Annotated in this window: 16 protein-coding genes and 1 pseudogene; 11 read left to right on the top strand and 6 right to left on the bottom strand. The window is 61.0% G+C overall.

Annotation, left to right across the window (positions count from 1 at the left end; translation table 11 throughout):
* A pseudogene (locus HBA54_RS29265) lies at positions 1 to 217 on the top strand (transposase); the annotation flags it as partial.
* Positions 218 to 373: 156 nt separating this feature from the next.
* Here HBA54_RS29265 and HBA54_RS29960 read toward each other — a convergent pair.
* Positions 374 to 826, bottom strand: coding sequence for a GFA family protein (locus HBA54_RS29960; protein WP_167229156.1), 453 nt, complete (start codon positions 824 to 826; stop codon positions 374 to 376).
* Between the two features lie 432 nt (positions 827 to 1,258).
* A complete protein-coding gene (locus tag HBA54_RS23070) occupies positions 1,259 to 8,569 on the bottom strand; it encodes a type I secretion C-terminal target domain-containing protein (protein WP_167229138.1) in 7,311 nt (2,436 codons plus the stop codon).
* A 626-nt stretch (positions 8,570 to 9,195) separates the two neighbouring features.
* On the opposite strand from HBA54_RS23070, the gene HBA54_RS23065 reads away from it, so the two are divergent.
* The 9 genes from HBA54_RS23065 (at position 9,196) to HBA54_RS23025 (ending at position 20,696) form a co-directional block, all read left to right on the top strand.
* Positions 9,196 to 9,966: an alpha/beta hydrolase gene (locus tag HBA54_RS23065; protein ID WP_167229136.1), complete on the top strand. Its 771-nt coding sequence runs from the start codon at positions 9,196 to 9,198 to the stop codon at positions 9,964 to 9,966.
* A 99-nt stretch (positions 9,967 to 10,065) separates the two neighbouring features.
* On the top strand, positions 10,066 to 10,929 hold the full coding sequence (locus HBA54_RS23060) for an IclR family transcriptional regulator (RefSeq protein WP_167229134.1): 864 nt from the start codon (positions 10,066 to 10,068) through the stop codon (positions 10,927 to 10,929).
* A gap of 183 nt (positions 10,930 to 11,112) precedes the next feature.
* Entirely contained in the window at positions 11,113 to 13,053 is a 1,941-nt protein-coding gene (locus HBA54_RS23055; protein WP_167229132.1) for an ABC transporter substrate-binding protein, read from the top strand.
* A 107-nt stretch (positions 13,054 to 13,160) separates the two neighbouring features.
* A complete protein-coding gene (locus HBA54_RS23050; RefSeq protein WP_167229130.1) occupies positions 13,161 to 14,150 on the top strand; it encodes an ABC transporter permease in 990 nt (329 codons plus the stop codon).
* A gap of 9 nt (positions 14,151 to 14,159) precedes the next feature.
* Positions 14,160 to 15,329, top strand: coding sequence for an ABC transporter permease (locus HBA54_RS23045; protein ID WP_167229128.1), 1,170 nt, complete (start codon positions 14,160 to 14,162; stop codon positions 15,327 to 15,329).
* A 4-nt stretch (positions 15,330 to 15,333) separates the two neighbouring features.
* Positions 15,334 to 17,109, top strand: coding sequence for an ABC transporter ATP-binding protein (locus tag HBA54_RS23040; RefSeq protein WP_167229126.1), 1,776 nt, complete (start codon positions 15,334 to 15,336; stop codon positions 17,107 to 17,109).
* Positions 17,110 to 17,137: 28 nt separating this feature from the next.
* The gene (locus HBA54_RS23035; protein ID WP_167229124.1) at positions 17,138 to 18,244 is read left to right on the top strand and encodes a CapA family protein; all 1,107 of its coding nucleotides are present in this window, start codon (positions 17,138 to 17,140) and stop codon (positions 18,242 to 18,244) included.
* Between the two features lie 24 nt (positions 18,245 to 18,268).
* Positions 18,269 to 19,447 carry a mandelate racemase/muconate lactonizing enzyme family protein gene (locus HBA54_RS23030; protein WP_167229122.1) on the top strand — a complete coding sequence of 393 codons (1,179 nt, stop codon included), beginning with the start codon at positions 18,269 to 18,271 and terminating at the stop codon, positions 19,445 to 19,447.
* Positions 19,448 to 19,523: 76 nt separating this feature from the next.
* Positions 19,524 to 20,696, top strand: coding sequence for a mandelate racemase/muconate lactonizing enzyme family protein (locus HBA54_RS23025; RefSeq protein ID WP_167229154.1), 1,173 nt, complete (start codon positions 19,524 to 19,526; stop codon positions 20,694 to 20,696).
* A gap of 895 nt (positions 20,697 to 21,591) precedes the next feature.
* Here the strand turns inward: HBA54_RS23025 and HBA54_RS23015 are convergent.
* The 4 genes from HBA54_RS23015 to HBA54_RS23000 form a co-directional block, all read right to left on the bottom strand.
* Complete coding sequence (locus HBA54_RS23015; RefSeq protein ID WP_167229120.1) at positions 21,592 to 22,110, bottom strand: hypothetical protein; 519 nt, start codon at positions 22,108 to 22,110, stop codon at positions 21,592 to 21,594.
* Between the two features lie 90 nt (positions 22,111 to 22,200).
* Positions 22,201 to 22,590, bottom strand: coding sequence for a YybH family protein (locus tag HBA54_RS23010; protein WP_167229118.1), 390 nt, complete (start codon positions 22,588 to 22,590; stop codon positions 22,201 to 22,203).
* On the bottom strand, positions 22,559 to 23,077 hold the full coding sequence (locus HBA54_RS23005) for a flavodoxin family protein (protein ID WP_167229116.1): 519 nt from the start codon (positions 23,075 to 23,077) through the stop codon (positions 22,559 to 22,561). Before HBA54_RS23005 ends, HBA54_RS23010 begins: the two co-directional genes overlap by 32 nt.
* A 26-nt stretch (positions 23,078 to 23,103) precedes the next feature.
* Entirely contained in the window at positions 23,104 to 23,334 is a 231-nt protein-coding gene (locus tag HBA54_RS23000; protein ID WP_167229152.1) for a DUF4387 family protein, read from the bottom strand.
* A 290-nt stretch (positions 23,335 to 23,624) separates the two neighbouring features.
* On the opposite strand from HBA54_RS23000, the gene HBA54_RS22995 reads away from it, so the two are divergent.
* Positions 23,625 to 25,421: a long-chain-fatty-acid--CoA ligase gene (locus HBA54_RS22995; protein WP_240932843.1), complete on the top strand. Its 1,797-nt coding sequence runs from the start codon at positions 23,625 to 23,627 to the stop codon at positions 25,419 to 25,421.
* Positions 25,422 to 25,462: the final 41 nt, after the last annotated feature.

The following is a 25,462-nucleotide window of genomic DNA, read 5'->3' as shown; positions in this document are numbered from 1 at the left end:
GGAACAGCAAAGCGTCTTGATGCGGCACCGGACCCGAAGCCTGTTGGTCCGCCAACGCACCATGCTGGCCAACGCCCTTCGCAGCCATCTGTCGGAGTTCGGCATCGTGGTCGCCAACGCCCTTTCCGTCACCATCACCGACGCTTCTCAGTTCAAGTCAGGCCGGCAACTCGCCGCCTGGCTGGGCTTGGTTCCACGGCAGAACTCCAGCGGCGGCGCAGTTAAGGCTTATTGGCGAAGCAGACTTTCGTGCAACGTGCAGAGAGCGACGGGAAGGAGCCCAAAAGGCCAGATGCTGCGCGGTGTATGAATGGCCGCTTTCGACATGGCGAAGTGTCGGCTCGCTGAAATCTTCCAAACCGTGACGCCAAAATTATCGCTCGGAATACTCGTCCATGAGGGCCTGTAGCTCTTCGAGAGACTCTGGATATTGAGCAAAACTGTGAACGGCAGGAACACTTGCCCAAGGCATTTTTTCGTCTGTCATCAATTCAACGAATGGCTCAAATGACGCGGCTTCGCTGAGCACCGATGTGCGTAGGTTAATCCGCTGATCTGCTCCTCCAATTTGAGAGAAGACAAAATTTAGGCATGATTTGCAAAAGTAGTGCGTTCGCCCGCTTGAGCCGAGACCGCCTTTGATCAGTTCCCCCGTGTAGGAAAAACCGTCACTCGGGAACATCGTGGTCAGTGAATACGCGCTTGCGCATAGTTTTTGACAGTCGCGACAATGGCACGCCAAAGTCAGAAGCGGTGATGCAGTTACGTTGACCTGCACAGCTCCACAAAGGCAGGCACCCCTCAGGGGAGGCTCAGGAAGTACCATCAGAAGTCTTTCATTTTTGATATTCGCTGAAGGATAGCAGACATCTGAGACGGAAAGCCAGATGACAGCTTCGTCCCGCACAGTAGACTTCTGATCCAAAGACTACGAGTGACAGCTTCGGGATGCTATCGGAAGTTTTCGGCTCCTTACCAAGCCTATCCAACTGCCCCAAAACGGAAGCCAAGGCATTCAAAGAGGAACATTTGCCCCAGATCGCGCAATTTCTGGCTCAATCTGGTTGCGGGGTGATTTGAACCTACGGTCCAAGCCATTGATTTTTGGTTCAGCCAAAAGGGCAGCCCGTTGGACCGCCTTGGTTTGTCTTTGATCTAGTTGGATTATCTTGGCTCCAGTTGGTTGCGGGGGCCCGCAACCGCCGAGACCGACAGCAGAGATACCAAGCATCTCACCCAGACATCTCACCCAGACATCTCACAAGGCATTCAGGCTTCCGCTATCGATGAGGGACTGCAGAATGTCCTCTTGTGTCCCCGCGCCGCCGACCAAATTCACGCCCTCCACCACAATGATGAAGTCGTTGAACCCGCTGTCATCGCCATCGACGTCGATGCCGATAACGCTATTGCCCTCTACGTTGTCGTAGGTAACCTCCAGATAACTGCCCAGGCTGGCCCCGTCCTCTGCGCCGAGGCCGACCAGGAGATCCGAGAGATCAAGGATATCGCCGTCCGCCACGACGAAATCCGCTATCACATCCGTCGAGCCGACCAGACCGGCGGTGAAGGTGAAAACATCGCTGCCCGCCCCGCCTTCCAGCGTGTCATTGCCGTCGCCGCCATCCAGCGTGTCGTCACCTGTACCGCCGACAAGCAGGTCTTCCCCGGCATTGCCGAGCAGATAGTCGGACCCTGCGCCACCAAAGAGCGAATCATCGCCGCCCTGCGAGTCGTCGCCGTTGGAATCGCCATAGACCGTATCGCTACCGCTGCCGCCGTAGAGGAGATCGTCGCCACCGCCTCGCGACTCCGCCGTCCCGCCATCCAGAGCCAGGGCATCGCCGGAGATCAGGTCATTGCCGCTACCGCCGAAGATGGTGTCATCACCGCCGATAATCACCGACGCCATACCGCCGGTCGACAAGGCGTCGCCGGCCAGGGTATCGTTGCCCGCATCCGCGACGATCGAATCATTACCGGCCGAGGAGCCGGTCAGGCTTTCGGCAATATCGTTAGAGAGCGATGCGTCGCCGCCATCCGTCGCCAGGGCGTCACCGGAAATCAGGTCAGCGCCGACTCCGGTCACAGTGATCACATCGTTGCCGAGCAGGGCCAGCACCGCTGCGGCCGTGTTGGCCACCACGGCGGCGCCGTTTCGCCCGCTGGCCAAGGCATCTCCGGCAATGGCATAGCCACCGTCGCCGCCGATGATGGTATCGTTGCCGGCCTGACTCTCGCCGACCGCCGCACCGGGCAACAGTTCGGCCCGGTTGGCGAGCCGGGCAATACCGTCGCCCCCGCTGGCCAGAGCATCGCCAGCGGCCCGTGAAAGTGGAACAGCGCCGCCCTCGCGCTCTTCTGTGTTATCGCCGAGGCGTATCAAGTCGTTACCGGCCGAGGCGCCGCCGCCGCTGGCGGTATTCCCCACCTCTGCGATGGAGCCGTTACCCAGGGTGAGGGAGTCTCCGGCGATCGTTAAGACACCGTCGCCGCTGTAAATCGAATCGTCACCGGCCTTTGCCGGGCCAATTCCGCCGAAAACGGAGGCGGTGTTTTTGGTCAATGCCATGGTCTGGCTTGCCACCGTCAGCGCGTCACCGGCGACGCTGTCGTTGCCGTAGAAACCCGGCGTGACGAAACTGAAGCCACCGGCATAGATGGTGTCGCTTCCGGCCATCGGCCGGCCCTGTTCGTTGGCAACCGCCAGGTTCTCCACGGTGGCGTTGCCGCCGTGGAGATCGGATGTCATGGCGTCGCCGGCGATCAGGTCTGATCCAAGGTTTCCAAGGATATTGTCCACGCCAGCTCTGGCCAGGCTCGTATCGTTGGCGGTTGCCGTATTGGTGACACCGGCCGAGGCGCCCGCGCCCAAAGCCAGGGCATCGCCAGCCAGGACGTCATCGCCGTCGTTCCTAAGCTCACTGCCTTCGTCGGCCCAGATATCGTTGGAAAAAAGCACATCGTTTCCAGCCAGAGCCACCGAAGAGTCGAACCCGGTCGCCTGATTCGCAACAATCGCCATTCCATTGTCACCCGCTGACAACGCATCACCGGACAGAGTATCGTCGGCCCGTCCACCGGTGATCCCATCGTCACCGATGGGGGCATAACCGCCCAACTCGGAAACCGACGTGTTCTCTACATCCGCGACACCCTCCTCCCCATAGGCCAGAGAGTCCCCCGCAGCCATGGCATAGAGCGTGGACGCCAGGTCGATACGGTCACCGCCGGCCAATGCATAAGCAAATGCATCGTCGTCTTCACCCGAAGCCAGACCGGTGTTCCTGGTCTCTGCCCGCGCACGGGCGCCATAGGCTAAAGCATCGCCCGCTACTTTGTCGAAGGAGCTTCCGAAAACATCGATGAAATCCCAGGACGCGGTGGCCAGGACATCGCCGTCCCGTGCCTCCGCCGTACTGCTGGCCCGCGCCGTGCTGTCAGCGCCCATGGTGAGGGCATCGCCAGATATCGTGTTGGAGCCTTCACCGCTGATGGCGCCGGCCTGAATACGGTCATCGCCGGCACGAGCACCGCCTCCCCTATCTGCGCTTGTGGCCGTATTGTTCGCGATGGCATCCCCACCGCTTTCGTGGGTCGTTGCCGCATCGCCGGCGACGACGTTTTCGCCGACCCCTGCATCGATAGTGTCGACGCCGCTACGGGCTCCGGTAGAGCCAAATGCGGTGCTCTGGGAGGAAGTATCGGCGATCGAGGCCGCCACATTGAAGGCTTCAGCCGCGCCTTGGGCTCCTGTAGCCAGGGCGTCGCCGACAATGACATCGTTACCGCCGTTGCCTGTTTCATCGACGCCGTCCCCGTAAATCTCATCTGAGCCGGCTTCCGCGATGATCTCGAAGCGACCGAATTCGCTTGGCAGCTGCGTGACCGACGTCTCGTTGTCAGCAACCGCCACGGCGGCTGTCCCCGCCGCCAAGGCGTCACCCGCGACAGTGTCGTTGCCGCCCCCACCCAACAAGGTGTCGCCGCCGGCCCGTGCCGTTGCTAACAGCTCGCCCCTCTCATCGAAATCGGGGCCGGCCCCCGCCACTGAAGCGGTGGTGCTGGCTTTATTGCTTGCGCCGGCGCTGCTGCCGTCGCCGCTGGACATGGCATCGCCGGACAGAAGGTCGCTGTTGGCTCCGCCGTTGATGCTGTCGCTGCCAGCCGAAGCGATTGTCGATCCCTCGCCAGCACCAAGCAGAAAGGCCTCTGTTTCAGCGCTCTGTTCGACGCCGGCGATCGCAGCATCACCCACAGCCAGAGCGTCGCCTGCAACACTGTCGTTCTGACCCCCGCTTTCGAGGATGTCATCACCCGCAAAAGCGAGATTGGTGGCATCCAACAGCGTGCTGGACGCCATGTTGGCGACTTGCGCCATACCACCACCAAGGACTAGCGCATCACCAGCGAGAGTGTCGAGCCCGTCGCCGCTGACGATCACATCACTTCCAGCATGACCATCCGCAGCGACGATGTTTTGCACCTGTGCCAGCGAACCGGAGTCACCCTCGGCCAGGGCGTCGCCGGCAATCAGGTTATAGCCTCCACCGCCATCGATATCATCACTACCGGCATTGCCTGGCATCGCGTTGCCGTAGACCGTGTTGACGGCGATGGCTTCCGCAGAACCGGTTTCCGCCAGGGCCATGGCATCGCCAGCCAGCACATCAGCCGCCCCATCGCCGCTGATGGTGTCGTTGCCTGCCACAGCAAAAGCGCCCTCGTGGCCGTAGGCGATGTTCGTTACTTCCCCCCGGGCCGAAGTGGCACCAACGGCAAGAGCGTCCCCGGCGATACTGTCATGGCCGTCAAGTCCGCGCAGTATGTCGGCGCCGGCGCTCGAATCGGCAACGAGAGAGGTATTTTCTGTCAGTACGTTCGCATGACCGATCGCCACCGCCAGACCGTCACCGGAAACCAGATCGCTACCTGTGCCGGCGGTGACCGTATCGCCACCTGCCTGACCGCCCTGTGCCCGGTTCTCGGCAGAAGCGTCGACGTCCCCCTCGGTCGCATGCGCCAGGGCATCGCCCGCCAGGCGGTCGTCACCTGCACCGCCGCGGATGATATCCGCCGCAGCAATACCGCCCGCGATCGCGATGCCGGTCGCAGTGGCGGAAGCCTGTTGAACACCCCGCGCCAGGCTGTCGCCGGCAATCCAATCGCGCTCGCCACCGCCGGAGGCGCTGTCGTTGCCAGCAGACGCATCCGGCCCATTGGCTTCGTTGGACGTGGTCGCCTTCGCAAACCTCGCTTGTTCAAAGCTGTCGCCGGCAATCAGATCTCTTCCGCTGCCGGCAAGCAGCGTGTCGTTGCCAGCAGCGCCGCCGCTGCTCTGGTTAAATGCCTGTGCGGCCTCAAGAGACGCGCTGTCGTCCAGCTTCTTGATCAGCAAGACATCGCCGGACAACTTGCCAAAGCCGCTACCGCTAACCAACAGATCGTTACCGGCAGAACCGGCATCCGATGCAGTGTTCCGCCCCGTCGCCGAGCGGAAATCCGAGAAACTGCTTTGAACCAAAGCCAGTACATCGCCTGCAAGGGTGTCGTTGCCACTCCCCGCGGTCAGGGTATCGCTGCCCGCAGAAGCCTGTCCCCGCTCTGCCTGGTTCTCACTTTCGGCCAGGACACTACCGCCACCGGAGGCGAAGGCATCGCCGGCCAAGATATTGTTTCCCCCCTGCCCGGCAATCACGTCGCTGCCGGCGATGCCGCCGACGGCGGTGTTCTCCACCAAAGCCTCGACACTTGAGAACGCAGAAATCGCCATCGCATCGCCCGACACGCTGTCAGCGCCCCCATTGCCACTGATGGTGTCGGCACCGGCGGCGCTTTTGCCAGGGTCGTCCAGGAGCGAGCTGTTCTTGACCGACGCATTGGCCAAAGGCCCTCGCGTTGACGATAAGGCATCCCCGGCAATCGAATCGAGGCCGTCAAGGCCGCGCAGGTCATCGTTGCCGGCCGACGAGGAAGCACCGGCGGCAGTATTCTCAGCCGTTGCCCTGGCCTCTCCCTCCGGGGAAACGACCATTGCATCACCGGACACGAGGTCCGCACCGCTGCCGGCGCTGATGATATCGTCGCCGGCCGACCCGCCCTCCGCGTTGTTGCTGCTGTGCGCCTCTGCAAAATCGCCTGTCGAGATTGTCAGCGAGTCCCCGGCCAGGGTGTCGGCGCCGGCCCCGCCACTGATTCGGTCTGCCGAAGCGACACCTCCCTCCGATGCCTTCGCAAGTGCCTCCGAGAACCCTTGCCGATCAATCTCTGCCAAGCTGTCACCGGCAATGGTGTCGTTTCCACCACCGCCTGAGATAGAGTCGTTGCCGGCCGCCCCGGCCGCGCCCCTGGCCTCACTGTCGGCAAGCTTGAAGGATTCACCCGCGATCACATCATTGCCGGAACCCGTCACGATCGTATCGTTTCCGGCGGCGCCATCGTCGGCACGGTTCCGCCCAAGGATGGGTCCAACGGCGCGGATATCGAAGAAAATGGCATAGGCTTCACCAGCAACCTTGTTTGCGCCATCGCCGGCAAGCAGCAGATCGTTGCCGGCAGAGGCACCTGCCGAGGCGCTGTTGGTTACTCTGGGCGTGGCAACCGATCCAAAACCATCCCCCACCATACTATCGTCGCCATCGGTCGCGATCAGCGTATCATCGCCGGCGGAGGCCCCCGGTCCCTCGGCTTGGTTCTCGACCACTACACTGCCCCCGCCACGGGAGGCGTCCCGAGTCAGGGCATCGCCGGACATACGATTGGACCCGCTACCGCCCTCCAGACGGTCGCTGCCCGCCGTCCCACTGGTCGACAGGTTTCGGGCCTCCGCGAAAGCACCGAAGCCGTCACTACGGGTTATGGCCAGGGCGTCGCCTACGATGACATCGCTTCCGTCTCCACCCTCTATGATGTCCGAACCGACGGTGCCACCCTGCGCCGCTACGTTCTCGGCCGTTGCCCCGGCGCTGGGCGCCTCATCGAATGCAAGCGCCTCTCCGGCGACTGTGTCATCGCCGTCGTTCCCCAGGATAAGGTCATTGCCGGCGGAGGCTTGGGGGTCGGCACGATCGCGATTGACCACCGTGGCGCCGGCGAAATTCGTTGTCACAGCCAAGGCCTCGCCCGCTATCAGGTCGTCCCCCGGGCCGCCGTCAATCGTGTCATCCCCACCCTGTTCGATCCGCGCAAAGGCGTCGCTTGGCGGAGGCCCGTAGTCGAGCGACCCCCCGTCAAAGATATCCCCGGCAATGCTGTCGGCCTGCGTCTGGCCGCCGTCGCCCGGATCGAAGCCGTCATCGACGCCGCCGAGAGGGGCCGCGTAGCCGAAAATCCTGTCGTCACCCGTACCGCCATCCAGAGTGTCCCGTCCGGCGCCGCCGATCAGATAGTCGCCGCCGGAACCGCCATAAAGCGCGTCGTCCCCGGCGTCGCCGCTCAGAAAGTCGTTGTGATCAGCGAAAACCGCGCCCGCACCGCCATCGGCGGCCGCCTCTGCCTGCGCCGCCACCAGCGCCTGGCTGCCGCCATAGAGCGTATCGTCGCCGCCGGCACCGAAAAGAAAATCGGGTCCAGGGCCGCCTTCCAGCAGCGCGCCGGCACCGCTCGCCGCGGCCAGGACGGTCTGGCCGGCCGCCGGGTCAGAGTTGGCCTGACCGGGATTGAGATCATCGCGTTGCGGGTCCGCCGGGTTGGGGTCCAATACCTCGACCAAGTCGTTCAACCGACCATCCGTCGCTGTTACGGAGGTCGTCCAATCCGACGCGCTGTCGCTGTCGAGCGGCCCGCCGGAGCCCGGATCGTTCTCATCGAAAACCCGGGAGAAGACCTGGTGGTCATTGGTAAAACTGCCGTTGAAGGTCTGAAAGCCGAGATCGGCGTTATCCGGAACCAGGCCGCCGGCATTCCACCCCGCTGCGGCCAGCGCGCCCAGGTCGGCGGTGGTGAGGTTGGCCGCAAAGCTGTCCAGGGACTCGGCGTCGCCGGAAACCAAATTCACCGCCAGCGGCGCCGTGGTATCCTCACCCAACGCCCAAGGCAGGATATCGGCAATCGCAAACCCGTCGACCGGGGCGCCCGACACATCGAAGACCCGGACGATCACCGTGGTATCGCCGCCCGCATCCGCCGAAGCGTCCTGGTACAGAACCAGGTGACCGCCGGGCGGGATCACAATCCCATCCGGCAAATCCAGCACCACGACATCGCCCGCAGGATTCAGGAACTCCACCGAATTGGCGAAGGTCTCTGTCTGGGCCCCGGTGTTGTTGTAGAACTCCACGAAGTTATAGAGCATCGCTGTTTCTTGAGGGGCCGCTGGCAACCCATCATCGCTTCCGCTGTCGCCAAGCGGCGGGATGTCGAGCGCGGCGGAGATACCGATCTCGTTGATCACAAGGTGTGCGGGGCCGCCCTCATCCAAGCCGCCGATGGCCGCGACGGTAACAATCGGGCTCTCACCAGCGGAGGCATCCTGCGCCACGAAGACCGACGGGCTCTGCAAGTCGGCCGACGGTCCTTGCGGCGAAGGCACAGCCCTGCCCTGGCCGATTCCCTCGATTTCTCGGTTCATCGATTAGCTCCCCTCTTCCCTTTAGGTACAGCCTTGCACCTGCCATGGACCTCACGGCCAACTCGCAACGCGCCCGGCGGAAAACCGCCGTCGATGGAGGGCTTGAAAGGCATTGCCAGTGCCGAGAACAACTTCTCTTCGACTCTACGAAGAGTCGAGAAACCTAAATGAGACAACTTTAGGTTTATGTGTGAGTCTGCTGCCAAGCGAGCGGTCAGAAGGCGCGGTTTTTTCGCAGAACCGCAGATCGGGTCACCGGGTAGCGCAACTGTTGGCCAGTCCTCAGAAACCACCGGGCGCTGAGCTTGCACAGAAGCCAGGCGCTGTGGCAGGCAACGCCTGGTCCAGATAGGCCAGAGTCTTATCTTCGTTGAGAGCGTAGGGAATCGGCGCCGCAACGCGAAGTTCTTGTCACTCGGCGAGAAACATCTCTACCTTGAACCGGTAAGCCAAAGTCATCCGTGTGATCTTCTCGAAAGCCTTTCAATCGTATGCAGCGCAAGACCGGTGACCCCACAGAAAAGCTCGTCTTCGTGACCACAGAGGACGGTCTCGAGCTTGAAGGGTTACTGATTACACCCCAGTCGGCTGGCAGGACGGGCCCTTTGATAATCTGGGTCCATGGCATGCATAGGCGCTTCAGCCAGCGCGAGTTCGTCGAAATCGGCCGACAGTTGGCGCGCCTCGGCCGCCCCTTCCTGACGGTCAATACGCGCGGACACGACCTGGGCGCTTGGTTCCGCACGCCGTCCGGCTTCGTTCTTGGCGGCACGGCCTGGGAGCAGTTCATCGACAGTCCCTTTGATATCGCGGCCTGGACGGAACTGGCCCGGAAAGAGGGTTACAAAAACTACATCCTGGTCGGCGCCGGTTACGGCGCGCCGAAGGTTGTTTTCTATCAGGTCCAACGGCAGGACAGACAGTTGGTCGGCTGTGTTTTCGCCTCCTCGGGCACTATCGTGCGAGACAAGATCACCGATCTGGCGCCCGCCGAAACCACTGCGCTGGCCAAGAGTATGATCGCCGAGGGCCGCGGGCAGGAACTCATGGCCATGGGCGCGGTAAGCGACTCCTTCGGCAGCACCGTGAGCGCCCAGGTCTATGCGGACCGGGCACGCATCCACCGGGAATTCTATGGCGAAGGCAGTGACAGGCCGCCGGCCCTGGCCCAGATCCGCCAAGCCATCTTTGTCCTCTATGGCAGCAAGGCGGAGCGACGGGATCGCCCGCTGCCGGCCTTCATCGAAACCATCCGGCGCACCGCCGTACAGTCGCCGAGCGTCCAGGCAAAGATCATCGACGGCGCCACCAACACCTTCCTGGGTTACGAGGCCGTCGTGGCGCGCGAGATCTCTGGCTGGATCGGCCAAACCTTGGCCCTGCAGGCGAGCGCCTGATCTCACGCCTGCTCGCAAGGATTTATCACTGATTGAAAAATTCCAGGAGCTCCTGCATGCTGGTAGCGGATCAACCTTTGCAAACCAATTTGGATCAGCATGGCGGAGCTCAAGCGCGGCCGGGCCAAGACCCGAACGAATATGGAGGTCACCCGGACTCTGGACAGGGGATTGCGAATCCTGGAGGTCATCGCCGACGAAGCCTCCCTATCGCTTTCAGAGATTTCCAGACGCCTGGATCTGACGCCGGCAACGACATCGCGGTTGTTGGAAACCCTACGCAGCCGGGATTACGTTCACCAGGACGAGCAAACCGGCCTCTATGACGTCGGCCCGCGGGCTTTCCAGGTGGGTTCGGCCTTCACCCAACGCCTCAGGCTGCATCAGGTCGCCGAACCGGTTCTCATCCGTCTTGCGGAAACCCTGGGAGACACGGTGTCGTTGGCGGTTCGTGAGAAGAACGAGATTATCTTCGTCGATCAGCGCGAAGGCCGTGGGATGATTCGTATGGCCTCACGCCTCGGCGTCCGGGCCCCCCTGCATTGTACGGCGGCCGGAAAGGTGATGACGGCCTGGCTTTGGGAATCCGCATTACAGGAGGCATTCGGCGAGGAGCCATTTCAGTCCTTCACCCCGCGGACGATTACCGAGCGTTCGGCTCTTTTGACGGACCTGGACCGTGTTCGCACGCAGGGCTATGCGCTGGATCTGGAAGAGTATGAACAACAGATCTGTTGCCTGGCAGCGCCTGTCCGCGGCCGCGACGGCCATGTCGTCGGTGCGGTTTCCGTCTCCCGCGTTGCCTCGCGCTTCCCGCTGGACAACCCATCGTCAATCGCAAAGACGATTGTGGCCGCTGCAGAGGATCTGTCCCGCCGACTGGGCTGGGCCGCGAGCGCTCAAGCCCCGGTCCGCCGCCTCGCCGACAGCGACCAGCACACCGTCGAAATCTTCGACGACTAAGCCCACCCGCCAGATACCGTTCGGGGCCGATTCATTTCGGCTTCCTTATCTTTATTTATATTTTTCATTAGATGAAAAAGATTTTTGCTCATTGACAAATTAAAAGGCCAATCTCACAGTGAAAGGCATTAGGCAAGAGCAGTGGACAGCTGCCGTCACGATCTAAAGGGAGGAACAATCGCGATGTACGAAATGTCGCCGCGCAAACGCGCCCATCGGACGACGCTCGCCGCTTTCGCGGGTCTCACCGTCGCGGCGGCAGCTACCGTTGGATTGGCAGACACTTATGCCGAGGCACCGCAACTAATCAAAAGGGTCGCGTCAGGGGAACTGCCGCCGGTGGCGGAACGCCTGCCAAAAAACCCGCGTGTCCTTGAGCCTTTGGACAGCGTCGGCGTTTATGGCGGCGTCTGGCGTACGGGCTCGAAGCCCAGTGCGCCGACATGGAATCTTCGCACGGTCGGTTATGACCACATGTTTCATTGGTCGGCGGACTGGACCGGCGTCGTGCCCAACATCGCCGCTTCTTTCGACGTCAGCGCCGATGCCAAGGTCTACACCATCACACTGCGCGAAGGCATGAGGTGGTCGGATGGCGATCCTTTCGATACCGACGATATCCTTTTCGCCTACGAACAGGTCTTCGGCCACCCCGATCTGGCGGAATTTCCCGGCTACCTGCGCAGCGGTAAGGAGAGCCCGGCCGTCATCGAGAAAGTGGATGCGCAAACCTTTACGGTCACCTTCGAAAGACCGAATGCGAGCTTTCTGGAAGGTATGGCACAGGTCACCACGCAGATCGGCGGCGATGCCCTGACCAAGTATCCCGCACACTACATGCGCCAGTTTCACCCGGCCTTCAATAAAGACGGTCTCGACGCCCTGGTGAAGGGGGCCGGCACCAGTTCCTGGGCGGACCTGTTCAGCCTGAAGGCGGATACCTGGCTCAATCCCGACAAGCCCACGTTGAATGCATGGGTCGTCCGGGTGCCTTACGGAAGCGGCAATCAGGTGGTGGCCGAACGGAACCCCTACTACTGGAAAGTGGATACACAGGGTCAGCAACTGCCCTACATCGACCGGGTTGTCTTTGAGATCGTCCAGGACCCCGAGGTGTTGCTACTGAAAGCCCTGGCCGGCGAGATCGACATGATCGCGACGATGGTCAACACGGTGGCCAACAAGGCGGTCCTGTTCGACGGCCGTGAAAAGGGTGACTTCGACTTCTTCGAGCTGATTCCCTCCGACTCCAATCTCGCAACTTATTCCTTCAATCAAGTGCACAAGGATCCGGTGCTAAGGGAGGTCTTGGCGAACAAGGATTTCCGGGCAGGGCTCAGTCATGCCATCAACCGCCAGGAAATCATCGATCTGGTCTTCATCGGTCAAGGCACGCCCATGCAAACCGGCGTACTGCCAAGCTACGAGCCACTCTATAACGAGCAACTCGCCAAGCAGTTCCTTGATTACGACGTCGACAAGGCAAACGCCCTGCTCGACAAGGCGGGTTTCGCGCAGCGCGATGACGACGGCTGGCGGCTCGGCCCCGACGGCCAGCCCATCGAATTCGCCATCCTGACCCGCGCGGACAAAAAGTTCATGGCCGATTCAAGCCTGATGGTGGTCGAGCACTGGCAGAAGGTCGGCATCAACGCAAGGGTCGATATTGTCGAGCGCTCTCTGGTGCGATCGCGCAAGAACGCCAACGAGCACGACGTCATCATCGAGGACTTTCCCGGTGGCGCTCGCGATGCCTTTCTGCGGCCTACGCCCTGGGTACCGATGCATCACAACGCCGCCTATGGCATTCCCTGGTACGACTGGCATCGTGGCCGCGAGGGCGGGACGGAACCACCGGCCCATGTGAAACGCCAGCTGGAGCTTTGGGATCAGGTGAACTCGCTTGCCGAACCGGCCGAACGCGAGGCGGCGATGCGGGAAATCCTGCAGATCGCCGCAGACAGCTTTTACACCATCGGCATCGTCGTACCGAAGGCAGACTATGGCATCGTGTCGAACCGGATGAAAAACGTGCCGAAGCAAATGCACGGATCCTATTGGTTCGCACCGCCGGGCCCCACCGATCCACCGACCTATTATTTCGTCGACGGAAAGAACGGCTGACGCGTGATGAAGACAGGGAAAGGCGGCCCGCCTGGGGATCGGGCCGCCTTTTCCCGTCTTCTGGGCAGATGATGGACCGGCACATTCAACAGGGATAGCCCACGGCAATGCTCTCCAACTACGTGATCAGGCGTTTGGTTTTCATGATCCCGACGTTGCTGGCGATCTCGATCGTGTCGTTCGGGATCGTTCAGCTGCCGCCTGGCGATTTTCTCGACACCTACATCTCGACCCTGGAAGCCGACGGCGGCGACATCAGCGGTATCGAGATCGAAAACCTGAAAAAGCGCTATCGCCTCGATGAACCCGTCGTGGTGCAGTATTGGCAGTGGATCACCGGCATCGTTTTCGCCGGTGATTTCGGTTGGTCATTTCAGTACCAGCGTCCGGTTTCCGACGTGCTTTGGGATCGGGTCGGGCTGACCTTCGCCATCTCCCTTGCCTCGCTGGTCTTCGTTTACGTCGTCGCCTTTCCCATCGGCGTCTACTCCGCCGTGAAAAAGTACTCGGTCGGCGACTACGCCTTCACCTTTCTGGGGTTCTTGGGCCTGGCGATTCCGAACTTCCTACTGGCCCTGATCCTGATGTACGGCGCCCTGACTTTCTTCGGCCAAAGCGTCGGCGGCCTGTTCTCGCCGGAATTCGCTGAGGCGCCCTGGAGCTGGGCGAGATTCTGGGACCTGATGGCCCACATCTGGATCCCGGTCATCATCATCGGCACCGCCAGCACCGCCGGACTGATCCGGATCATGCGCGCCAACCTGGCCGACGAACTGAACAAACCCTATGTCGAGACCGCGCGCGCCAAGGGCGTCTCGGAGGGCCGGCTGCTGATGCGCTATCCGGTCAGGCTGGCACTCAATCCCTTTGTAAGCCAGGTTGGCTGGGAACTGCCCTCGCTGGTTTCCGGCGCTGCGATTACATCCATCGTCTTGAACCTTCCCACAACCGGCCCTGTCCTGCTGATCGCCCTGAAGTCACAGGACATGTACCTGGCCGGCAGCTTTATCATGATCCTGAGCATCCTGACGGTGATCGGCACCCTGGTTTCCGACCTTCTGCTGGCGTGGCTGGACCCACGCATCCGCTACAAATGAGGCGGCGCCATGACCGTTTCTGACAGCGCCGACAGGCTTCCCCCGGGCAGGCCGGGCGACGGCGGCGTTCCGGTGACCGCGGCGCGGGGGGCCGACTATGCCAGCCAGTGGCAGTTGATGTGGTGGCGCTTCAAACGCCACCGCCTCGCCGTGATCAGCGTCCTGGTGGTTCTGGGGATCTATCTGGTTGCTATCTTTGCCGAGTTTCTGGCGCCTTTGCCGCCGAACCAGACAAGCACAAGACACACCTATGCGCCGCCCCAGGCGGTCGGTTTCCTTGTTCCCGGTGAAAACGGCGGCACCCGGTTTCAACCCCATGTCACCGGCTACAAAGTCGAAATCGACCCCATCGCCATTCGCCGCACCTTCGTCCCCGACGATACCAGGATCATCCCGATCGGTTTCTTTGTGACCAGTGATCCCTACCTGCTCTTGGGATTCATCCCCCTGGAGACCAAATTTATCGGTCCGGTCAACAAGGGCGACCCCTTTTATCTGCTCGGCGCCGACCGGCTGGGACGCGATATGCTGAGCCGGATCGTCCATGGGGCCCGGGTTTCCATGTCCATCGGTCTCGTCGGGGTCTTCGTCAGCCTCTTCGTCGGTGTGCTGCTGGGCGGGATATCGGGCTACTACGGCGGCCTTGTCGACGACGCCATCCAAAGAACCATCGAGTTCCTGAAAGCGATTCCGACGATTCCGCTGTGGATGGGCCTGGCCGCGGCGATCCCACAGAACTGGTCGCCGCTCATGGTCTACTTTCTTATCACCGTGCTGATTTCGCTGATCGGCTGGACTTCTCTGGCAAGGGAGGTGCGCGGACGCTTCCTCTCGATGAAAACCGAAGACTTCGTCGCGGCGGCGAAACTCGACGGTGCCGGCGAGGTGCGGATCATCCTGCGCCACATGGCCCCGTCGTTCCTGAGCCATATCATCGCCACCCTGACGCTGGCCATCCCGACCATGATCCTGGCCGAAACCGCTTTGAGTTTCCTCGGCATCGGCCTGCGCCCGCCTGTGGTCAGCTGGGGCGTTCTGCTCCAGGAAGCGCAGAACGTGCGGGCGGTGGCCACGGCGCCCTGGCTGTTGCTGCCCGGCCTCTCCGTGGTGGTTGCGGTGCTGTCTTTGAACTTCCTGGGCGACGGCATGCGCGATGCCGCCGACCCTTACGCGGACTAGCGCTATGGATCGATCTTTGAGCGATGCCGACAGCGCGGTTTCAGTCCTGCCCCAGAGGGCGGAGCCCGCTGGCGACGTGGTTCTCGAGGTCAGAAACCTTTCCACAGAGTTCAGCCTTCGCACCGGGGTTTTGAAGGCGGTGGACGACATCAGCTTTACCCTGCGGCGCGGCGAGACCCTCTGCATCGTCGGTGAGAGCGGTTCCGGCAAGAGCGTGACGGCACGCTCGATCCTGCGGATCGTGCAGAGCCCCGGAAGGGTGACGGCCGGCGAGATCCTGCTGCATGGCGTGGGCGGCGATGCGGCAAGAACCGTCGACATGGCAAAGCTGGATTCGCGCGGCAGCGAAGTGCGCAGCATCCGGGGTAAGGAGATCTCCATGATCTTCCAGGAACCCATGAGCTCCCTGTCCCCGGTTCACAAGATCGGTTTTCAGATCGACGAGGCGCTGAAGCTCCATACCGATCTGGACAAGAAGGACCGCCGCACCCGAACCATCGCACTACTGCGCCGGGTCGAGATTCCCGACCCCGAGACGACGGTGGACCGCTACCCTTTCGAATATTCCGGGGGCATGCGCCAGCGCGCCATGATCGCCATGGCCTTGGCCTGCAATCCCTCTGTACTGATCGCCGACGAACCGACAACGGCCCTGGACGTCACGACCCAGGCCGAAATTCTCGATCTCATCAAGGAACTTCAGACCGATTTCGGTATGGCGGTCATCTTCATTACCCATGACATGGGGGTGGTTGCGGAAATCGCCGATACCGTCTGCGTAATGCGGCATGGCGCCATGGTCGAAAGCGGTCCGGTGGGGGCGCTCTTCAAAAATCCACAGCACCCCTATTCCCGGATGCTGATCGGTTCTGCACTGCGATTGGAAAGACCCGCCGAACTGCGGCTGTCGCGGCCTCGAATCGATGAGCACAAGCCACCGATCCTGCGGGTGGAAAACCTTGAAAAGGACTTTGCCGCCCATAAGGGCTTCTTCAGACGCACTCAGTCCGTGGTGCGCGCCGTCGCCGATGTCAGCCTGCAACTGCGCGAAGGTGAGAACCTGGGGATCGTGGGGGAAAGCGGGTCCGGCAAGACCACGCTCGGCCGCTGCCTCCTGCGCATGATCGAACCGACCGCCGGATCCGTTTTCTATCGCCGCCCTGACGGCTCGGAGGTCGATATCAGCTGCGTCGGCAGGGCCGAGCTGCGCCAGATCTATCGCGAGATCAGGATGATTTTCCAGGACCCCTTCGGCTCCCTCAACCCCCGCATGACCATCGAACAGATCGTCGGCGAGCCGCTGCTGATGATGGGCTGGAAGCCCAAAGCCGTCCGCGAGCGGGTTGTCGAACTGATGGAGCGCGTCGACCTGAAGGCGACCTTTCTGGAGCGCTACCCCCATGCTTTCTCCGGCGGTCAGCGGCAACGTATCTCCATTGCGCGCGCCCTGGCGCCCTCGCCCAGGGTGATCGTCGCCGACGAGGCGACGTCGGCCCTGGATGTCAGCCTGCGCGCCCAGGTTCTCGACCTGCTGCTGTCACTTCAGGCGCAGATGAACCTGAGCTTTCTTTTCATCAGCCACGACATCAGCGTGATCCGCTACTTCTGCGACCGGGTCGCGGTTATGTACAGGGGAGAGATCGTCGAGATCGGCGACGCGCTCGCTGTCTGTGACAACCCCCAACATGCCTATACCAAGGCGCTTTTGTCGGCCGTCCCACGGCCGGACCCAACGCAGCGCAGGATTCACGAACGACACCGTTACGTGGCCAGCGGATGACGTTCAAGAGAGAATGGAGGTGACAACCATGACGCATGCCGCAGATGCCTGGAACTGGTCTCAACAACCAGGCAACGACGACGCCACCCTGATCCTGGTCGGCGACACCAACATCCAGGGCCGCGACGAGCCGGCGGGTGCGTTCAAGCATGTCGGCACGACGCTGAAGGCCGCCGATCTTCTCTACGGTCAGTTGGAAGGCCCCCTCAGCCCGCCCTCGGAAGATCCAGAAAATCCAGACATCGCCCATAAACTGCTGTGGCGCCATAGCGAACCAAGAATGGCTGAGGGGTACAAGGCCGCTGGCTTCAAGGTCTTCGCCTGCGCCAGCAATGTCTGCTATCCGCCCAGCGCCGCCCTTGCCAGCAATGCCACGCTCGATCTTGCCGGGATCGCTCATTGCGGTGCAGGTGTCAATCTGGAAGAGGCACGCAAACCGGCGATCCTGGAAGCAAACGGAATCCGTTTCGGGTTCCTCAGCTACACTTCGGTCTTTTGGCATGTCAATCATGCGGCAACGGCGGATACCGCCGGCTGCGCAACCATCAAGATCCACACCGGCTATCAGCCGGGAAGACGGGCTTTGGAGATGCCCGGCACGCCGCCGCTCATCCTGACCGTTCCCGACCGCGAGGAGCTGGCGGCGATGGAAAACGACATCCGACGGCTCAAAGAGCAGGTCGACTTGGTCGCAATGTCCTGTCACTGGGGAATATCCGGTAGCCCCGACATCGCCGACTACCAGCAGACCGTCGGGCGCACAGCCGTTGATGCCGGCGCCGACGTCGTTTTCGGCCATCACCCCCACGTCGTTCAGGGCACCGAACTCTACAAGGGTAAGCCGATCTTCTACAGCCTGGGCAACTTCGCCTTCGACTGGGTCCGCATGTTGGGCCGCAACCTCGACGGGATCATGGTCCGACTCATCGTTTCGAAACAGGGGCTCAAGGATGTCTCCGTCGTTCCGGTACGGCGCGATGAGGACAACCTGGTCGCCATCCTCGATCCCTCGATACCGCAAGGCGATGCAATCGTCGAACAGTTGGCGGAACGCTCGCTGCCTTTCGGAACCGCTATCGAAAAACGGGGTTCAGACCTAACCTTGACCCGCAGTTCCTCCGCCAAGGCAGCCTGACCGAAACCAATTCCGGGAGCCGCGATGAAAATCAAAACTGTCACGCCGGTCTTCGCCGACCGCTTTCTCTACGCCGTGATCGAGACCGACGACGGCCTGACCGGATACGGCGAGTGCGGCGCCTGGGGCCAGTTGGAACCGGCAGCGACCGCGATTGAGAAGTGCGGCGACTACCTCGTCGGCAAGGATGCCGGCGCCATCGAACACCATTGGAACGTGCTCACACGATGGTCGTACTTCCGGGGGGCGGCGCTCTACGGCGCCGTCTCGGCGATCGACGTGGCGCTCTGGGATATCAAGGGCAAGGCTTTCGGAGTTCCAGTCCATGTCCTGCTCGGCGGGCCGACCCGCCGCAGGGCGCGCGTCTATGCACACGTCAAGGCCAAAAGCCGGGAGGAGATGATTGCCCGTTGCCTGGAGCTGAAGGATCTCGGTTTCACGGCCATCGGTCACCTCAATCCATTTCTCGACGAGGATCGCTCGATCGCCTACGACCGCGCCCACGCCCGTAAGATCGGTGATGCCGTAGCGGTGGTTCGCGATCTGCGCGAAGCCCTGGGGCCGGAGGTCGACCTCTGCATCGAAATCCACCGCCGCCTGACCCCGGCGGAAGCCATCGTTTTCGGCAACGAGATCGCCCCTTATCGGCCGATGTTCTACGAAGATCCCATGGCCCCGACAGCCCCGGACTCGATGGCGCGCATCGCCGAAAAGGTGACGGTGCCTATCGCTACCGGGGAGCGCCTGTTCTCGCCCTACGAGTTCCAAACCCATATCGCCCGCAAGGCGCTGGCCTACGCGCGGGTTTCGGTCTGCCTTTGTGGCGGCATTACCGGCGCGCGCAAGGTTGCGGCCCTGGCCGAAGCGCATGACATACAGGTGATCCCCCACAATCCGCTGTCGCCGATCTCGCTGGCCGCCTGCCTGCAGCTCGATGCGGCGATTCCCAACTTCGCCATCCAGGAATACCCCACCGTGGGACTGGGCTTCTCGGACCCGGCCGCGGCCGACCGTCCGGATCACCAGCTGCGCGGCTTTGAACTGGTCGACGCGGTTCCGCCGGTGCAAGATGGTTTCATCGACGTCCCGACGCGTCCGGGAATCGGCATAAACCTCGTCGGCGACATCGAGAAGGTGGCACCGAAGATCGCGCGGCCGATTTCTATGCGGGCCCACCGAGACGGCTTTGTCGTCGACCAGTGAAGCAGCGGCAGGATAAGGCTTCTGTGCCGCAGGAAGGCACCAAATGACAGCAATAGTCGCGGACAAGTCCGCATGCGTGAGAATTGTCGACCTGCGGGAAACGGTGGTTCCGATCAAGTCGGACCTGCGCAACGCCTACATCGACTTCAGCCAGATGACCGTCAGCGTCGTCGCCGTAGTCACCGATGTGGTACGGGATGGCCGCCCGGTCGTCGGCTACGGCTTCAACTCCAACGGCCGCTATGCGCCGAGCGGCCTGCTGCGCGAGCGTTTCATGCCGCGCCTGCGCAACGCCGAGCCGCAGACCCTGATCGACGAGGAAAGGGAGACTCTCGATCCCTTTCGAATCTGGGATTGCCTGATGGCCAACGAAAAGCCCGGCGGCCACGGTGAACGCTCCGTGGCCGTGGGTGTTCTCGACATGGCGGTTTGGGATGCCGTCGCCAAGATTGCCGGTGTACCGCTCTACCGGCTGCTGGCGGACCGCTACCGGGGCGGCGAGGTTGACGAGAAGGTCTTCGTCTACGCCGCCGGCGGCTATTACTACCCGGACAAGGGCCTGCAGGGGCTGCGCGACGAACTGCGCAGCTATCTCGACCGTGGCTACCGGGTTTGCAAGATGAAGATCGGCGGTACCTCGCTGGCCGAGGACATTAAGCGCATCGAGGCGGCGATCGCGGTGGTCGGGGCCGCGGATCGTCTCGCCGTCGATGCCAACGGGCGCTTCGACCTGGACACGGCCATTGCCTACGCCCGCGCCTTGGAGCCCTATGGCCTGTTCTGGTACGAAGAAGCGGGCGATCCCTTGGACTATCAACTTCAAGCGACCCTCGCACAGTACTACGCCCCTGCCATGGCCACCGGAGAGAACCTCTTCTCGCACCAGGATGCGCGCAACCTGCTGCGCTACGGCGGACTGCGAGCCGACCGGGATTGGCTGCAGTTCGATTGCGCCCTAAGCTACGGCTTGGTCGAATACCTCCGCACCCTCGACGTTCTTGCCGTCCATGGCTGGTCGGCCCGACGCTGTATTCCGCACGGGGGACACCAGTTCTCCCTCAACATCGCGGCCGGCCTGGGTCTCGGCGGCAACGAGAGCTACCCGGACGTCTTCTGGCCTTTCAACGGCTTCGCCGCGGACTGCGCGGTAGAAGACTCCTATGTCGGGCTACCGGACGCAGCAGGCATCGGTTTCGAGCGCAAGCCGGAACTCTATGCAGTTATGCAACGGCTGGGGGAATCCCAATAAATTCTGGAACCGGTTGTCGCACCCAAAATAGCCTACAAGACATTGACACGTTAACTGCCACAGTCACCAGAATTCTTCCGACTTGAGCCGATATGCTATCAACAGCTCAACGTCACTCACTTAAAACGAGATAAGACTCCCGCGCCCGAAGGCGCGCGAGCCGATAGAAGGCCGTCAGTCGGCCGGGTTCCAGATGACCGCGAAGACCTCCGGGTCATCCTGGCCGGCGGCCCGGCCCAGGTTGGCGCAGAGCTTGCGGGGGCCGAATTCCCGGGTCGCCAGTCTCAGGCTGACATAGTCCTTGCCGGAAGCCTCGCCGGCTGGGTCCGCACCGGCGAGGCTTCCTACAACCAGGATCCGTCCTGAAACTGCGCGACGACACGATCAAACGTGCTCTTCGATTTACAGGTGATTTACAGGGGAAGGCCAACAGGGACCTGTATCTTGGAGTCAAGGAAAGGCCGGGTTCGACCCAAAGGCGTCTTTTCGTTCGCGTGACTTCAATGTCCGCTTCCAAGTGGCGAATCAGTTACCCGGATGCAGCGGCTTGTTCGTAGTGATCATTTCGCAACGCGGCCGAACGGCCTGTCTTGCGGTTCGCCCCAAGGCCCGTCTCTCGTTCAGCGACCGCTGGCGCGTTGTGTCCTTTACACCCTCCACCCTGCCTAGAGCAGATCCTGGTCGGATGGAATCGCCGGAGGCGATCCATCGACCGGGTGAATCTGCTCTACTGTTTGATGGCGATTGGATTTACATGTTTTGGCGCAACCACGAAGTGGTTCCGTCAAAACATGTGAATCCGATCTAGAACAGTGGTCCGCACGAATGTCATGCCGCTGAAGCCGAGGGTGTTTCTACACAGCGCCAGCGGTCCAGCTCTCAACATCCATCAAAGCTATCTCGCGACTTCCGGTCTTTCGCCCGTCTTTAGGAAGTGTTCCAGCCCGTCAAGAACGATATCAAAGTCTGGGTCCTTATCTGGCATCGCTTCAATCACGGCGTTTCCGTCTTCACCAATCGCCGTGAATTTGAGCGTCCAGATGCCCTCGCATGTGCCATCGCCATTGTCTATCAACTCGATTCTGACATGCTCAACGATGTTGTTCGCATGTATCACGACCAATTCCACAATCCTGTTCGGCTCAAACCGAGTAAAAACCCAGAGCCCTGAGCCGAGAACGTTGCTTTCCGGTGTGGTGAATATGCAATCCGGTTCGGCATAGCCGTTGGTGGTGTAGATTAACTCTGCAACCCAGCCATCGATCCAGTCGACCTCCCGCGTTGGACAAAGTTGCGGGAAGATCGTTTCCGGTACAGCGCTGAATTGTTTTCTGTAGGTTTGCACCTTTCTTTGAAACGGCTGTCTCTTGGCCAAAAATTCTTGAGCCATTTTCGTTGACCGGGATATGTTCATGACGAGTCTCCTGACAAGCCAAAATCAGCTGGCTGACCTTTTCCCCGCCACAGGCAACTTTCAGGGCGGCGATCCGCTCGGTGGAAGGCGCTAGTCTAAAACGTCGCCACCCCACGGATTGTCAAAAAGGTGGACCCAGGTGCCATCAGGCCGCCGGCGCATTACCTCGGTCCCACTGCCTGCCATATGAACTGGTTGGCCGTCCGGGCTGGTACCCGTGAAATGCCACCTCGAGCGCGTTAGCGCCAAGTCATCGCGCTCAATGCAGAATACGGTCTTAAGCTCAACGTTCGACGGCTTGAGTTTCTGCAAGGCTTCAAGCGCCTTGCGGATGGCTAAGTGCCCGCGCACTGGCTTTTCACCTGGGCCCGGCACCATGACACCATCCGGATCGTAGAGGGCGATCAGCGCATCCAGATCATGCACTTTAAAGGCTTCCGTGAATTGCTCATGGACTTGCCGGGGCGTGAGTGCCGGCATGGGGCTCTCCCAATTCTTGATCTATGGACCGTTGGAAAGCCCGCACCTTTTCGCCAAAGCTTCCCGATTTGATCTCACCTTCAGTGACGATGAGCGTGGCGACCGGCTGCTTGCCGCAGAGATCAGCCATCTGCTTGAAGACGCCCTCGCCGCCCGCCGAGCCCGCAGTACAGAAAAAGGCAACCTTCTTGAACTCGGTTCCCTGTTCGGCGATGTAGGTCCGGACCGGAGACGAGAGGTTCATCATCCAGACCGGTGTTCCGATTGCGATAAGATCGTATTGGCCGGGGCTTGCTTGGACCGGGCGGATGTGAGCGGCACGCTTCGTGAATGCCTGCCATCCAGACCGTAGGTAACCCAACATACCCGCGCGGCTGTTCACGTCCTCTATCTGTTCGATATCTGCGCCGCAGTCCGCAGTGATGGCCTCGGCTATCTGCCGGGTATGACCGGTTTGGGAATAGTAGGCGACGAGAATTCTCTGCATGATCGCGAAAATACCTGAGAGCGGCGTTATGGGCATTGATCTACGGCAATTTGCTCCGGATCGGATTCGACGAAGAATGGACGCGGTGACGGAGCGAGTCGCCTAGCGACTGCAATACTTAGGGTCAACGCGCCACTGCGTTTGACTTGTTCGTAGATCTCGGCCGTGCGGAAGACCACATCGAAAGTGATCTCGTTCACTCCGGCGTTCTTCGAGCGGATCGTCCTGGCTAGTTCGGATAGCTTCTTGGCGGGTATGGTTGTGTTCCTTCAGACCCCGGTCTCAGTCATGTGGGTGGGGAAAAGCTCGCGCCCATCCCTCACCGCCAGGGTGTGATTCAGGGTCCAACGGTCAGCCAGCTGCTCCGCGGCATTGCAAAACGACGGCGTAAATCGAACATAAAGCCAGTCCGTATGCCGAATGACTATCGGCGGGAACCGATGGCGCTTGACGGATACCGGGATCATTTGTCGACGCTAGCGACACCTGACCGCCATCGCCAGGCACTTAGCGTGTCAGTGCCGCCAAGATTGATGTGAATCACAGCATGTTGGGCGACCGCGATGCAGACTGCCCAAAGTTCGACATGGCAAACATCGTCAACCAACACGCTGGACACCCCTGGGAACTCACCTATCCCAAGGGCCTTGACTGGCGTTCGCAGATCCAGTCGCGCCCTCTCTTCGCCTTGCTTGACGACGCCGCGAAGAAATATGGACCACGCCCCTTCCTCGATTTCCTTGGAAAAAAGTACTGTTATCAGGAATCCGCCGAAACAGTCGATCGGTTGGCGAGGGGATTCCAAAACCTCGGCGTCGAGAAGGGTACCAAGGTCGGACTCTTTCTGCCCAACTGCCCCTATTTCGTGCTGTGCTACTTCGCCGTACTCAAGGCAGGTGGCACCATCGTCACCTACAATCCCCTGCTGGCTAAGCAAGAGCTGGAACGGCAGGTCCGTGATTCCGAATCCGAGTTCATGGTGACGCTGGACCTGGCGCGGCTTTACGACAAACTCGCCGTTCTTCGCGACGCCCTCAAGCTCCGCAAGCTCGTGATTTGCAGGATGTCCCGTATCCTGCCATTTCCCAAGAACCTTCTGTTTGCCCTGTTTAAACGTAGAGAACGCGCTGCTGCTCCCCATTCCGATGACTATCATGTACCCTTAGAACATCTCCTTATGGAGCCCGGTAGCGCCCCACTCCCTGAAGTTGATCCGCACAATGATATCGCGGCCCTGCTCTACACCGGAGGAACGACCGGAGAGCCCAAGGGCGTGTGTCTTACACACGACAATCTCTACGCCAATGCGATGCAGAGTGCCCTTGGCCTCACAACGGCCGAGCCGGGAAGAGAGCGGGCTCTCGCCGTAATTCCCTTCTTTCACGCTTTCGGTATGACGGCGGTGATGAACACAAGCATAGCGCTGGGTGCCGAGATGGTTCTAATGCCGCGTTTCGAAGTGAGCGAACTCTTGCAGACGATCGACCGGAAGAAACCAACACTGTTTGCTGCAGTACCGACCATCTACGTTGCGATCAACACGGCGCCCAACGTCCGGAGCTACAGTTTCTCCTCACTCAAGTTCTGCACGTCAGGTGGGGACGCTCTGCCGATCAAGGTCAAGGAAACCTTCGAGCGGCTAAGCGGTTGTAGGCTGCTAGAAGGCTATGGCTTAACCGAAGCATCTCCGGTCGCAACCTTCAACTTGCCTGGCGTTGCCGACAAGTCAGGATCTGTTGGTCTGCCCATGCCTCGCACCACCATCGAGATTCTCTCTACGGACGACCGTTGCACCCCGCTTCGTCCTGGTAACACAGGCGAAATCTGTATCTCCGGGCCGCAAGTCATGGCCGGCTATTGGAAGCATCCCAAAGAGACGGCTGACGTCTTGGTCGAGGGCCACCTTCATACCGGCGACGTCGGTTGCATGGACGGAGAAGGTTACGTCTACCTGATCGATCGTCTCAAGGATGTGATCAAGACCGGAGGCTACACAGTATATCCTCGCTTGATAGAGGCTGCGATCCGGCTCCATCCACAGGTGGCGGACGCCGCCGTGCTCGGTCTTCCCGATCCTTACTGGGGACAGAGGGTTGCGGCTGTCGTTATCCCGGTGCCGGGTCAGAAACTGCAAGAAGATCTACTTCTGGACTTCCTCAAAGATAAGCTCTCGTCCATCGAAACCCCGAAGCAAATTGAGTTTCGGGAGGCTTTGCCGTACTCCGTCATCGGCAAAGTCCTCAAGGCTAAACTCTTGGCCGAAATGGCCGGCGATGGCGAAGACGACGGCGACGGTGAGGGCCCCGAATCCTCCAATCCAAGCACCGGCCCTTTCACGAAGTAATCTGACTCACACACGACAATAGCGCCGGCGAGAAACCCATG

The sequence above is a fragment of the Pelagibius litoralis genome, assembly GCF_011683915.1.
Lineage (GTDB): Bacteria > Pseudomonadota > Alphaproteobacteria > Kiloniellales > Kiloniellaceae > Pelagibius > Pelagibius litoralis.
This window is presented reverse-complemented; position numbering and strand designations above follow the sequence as displayed.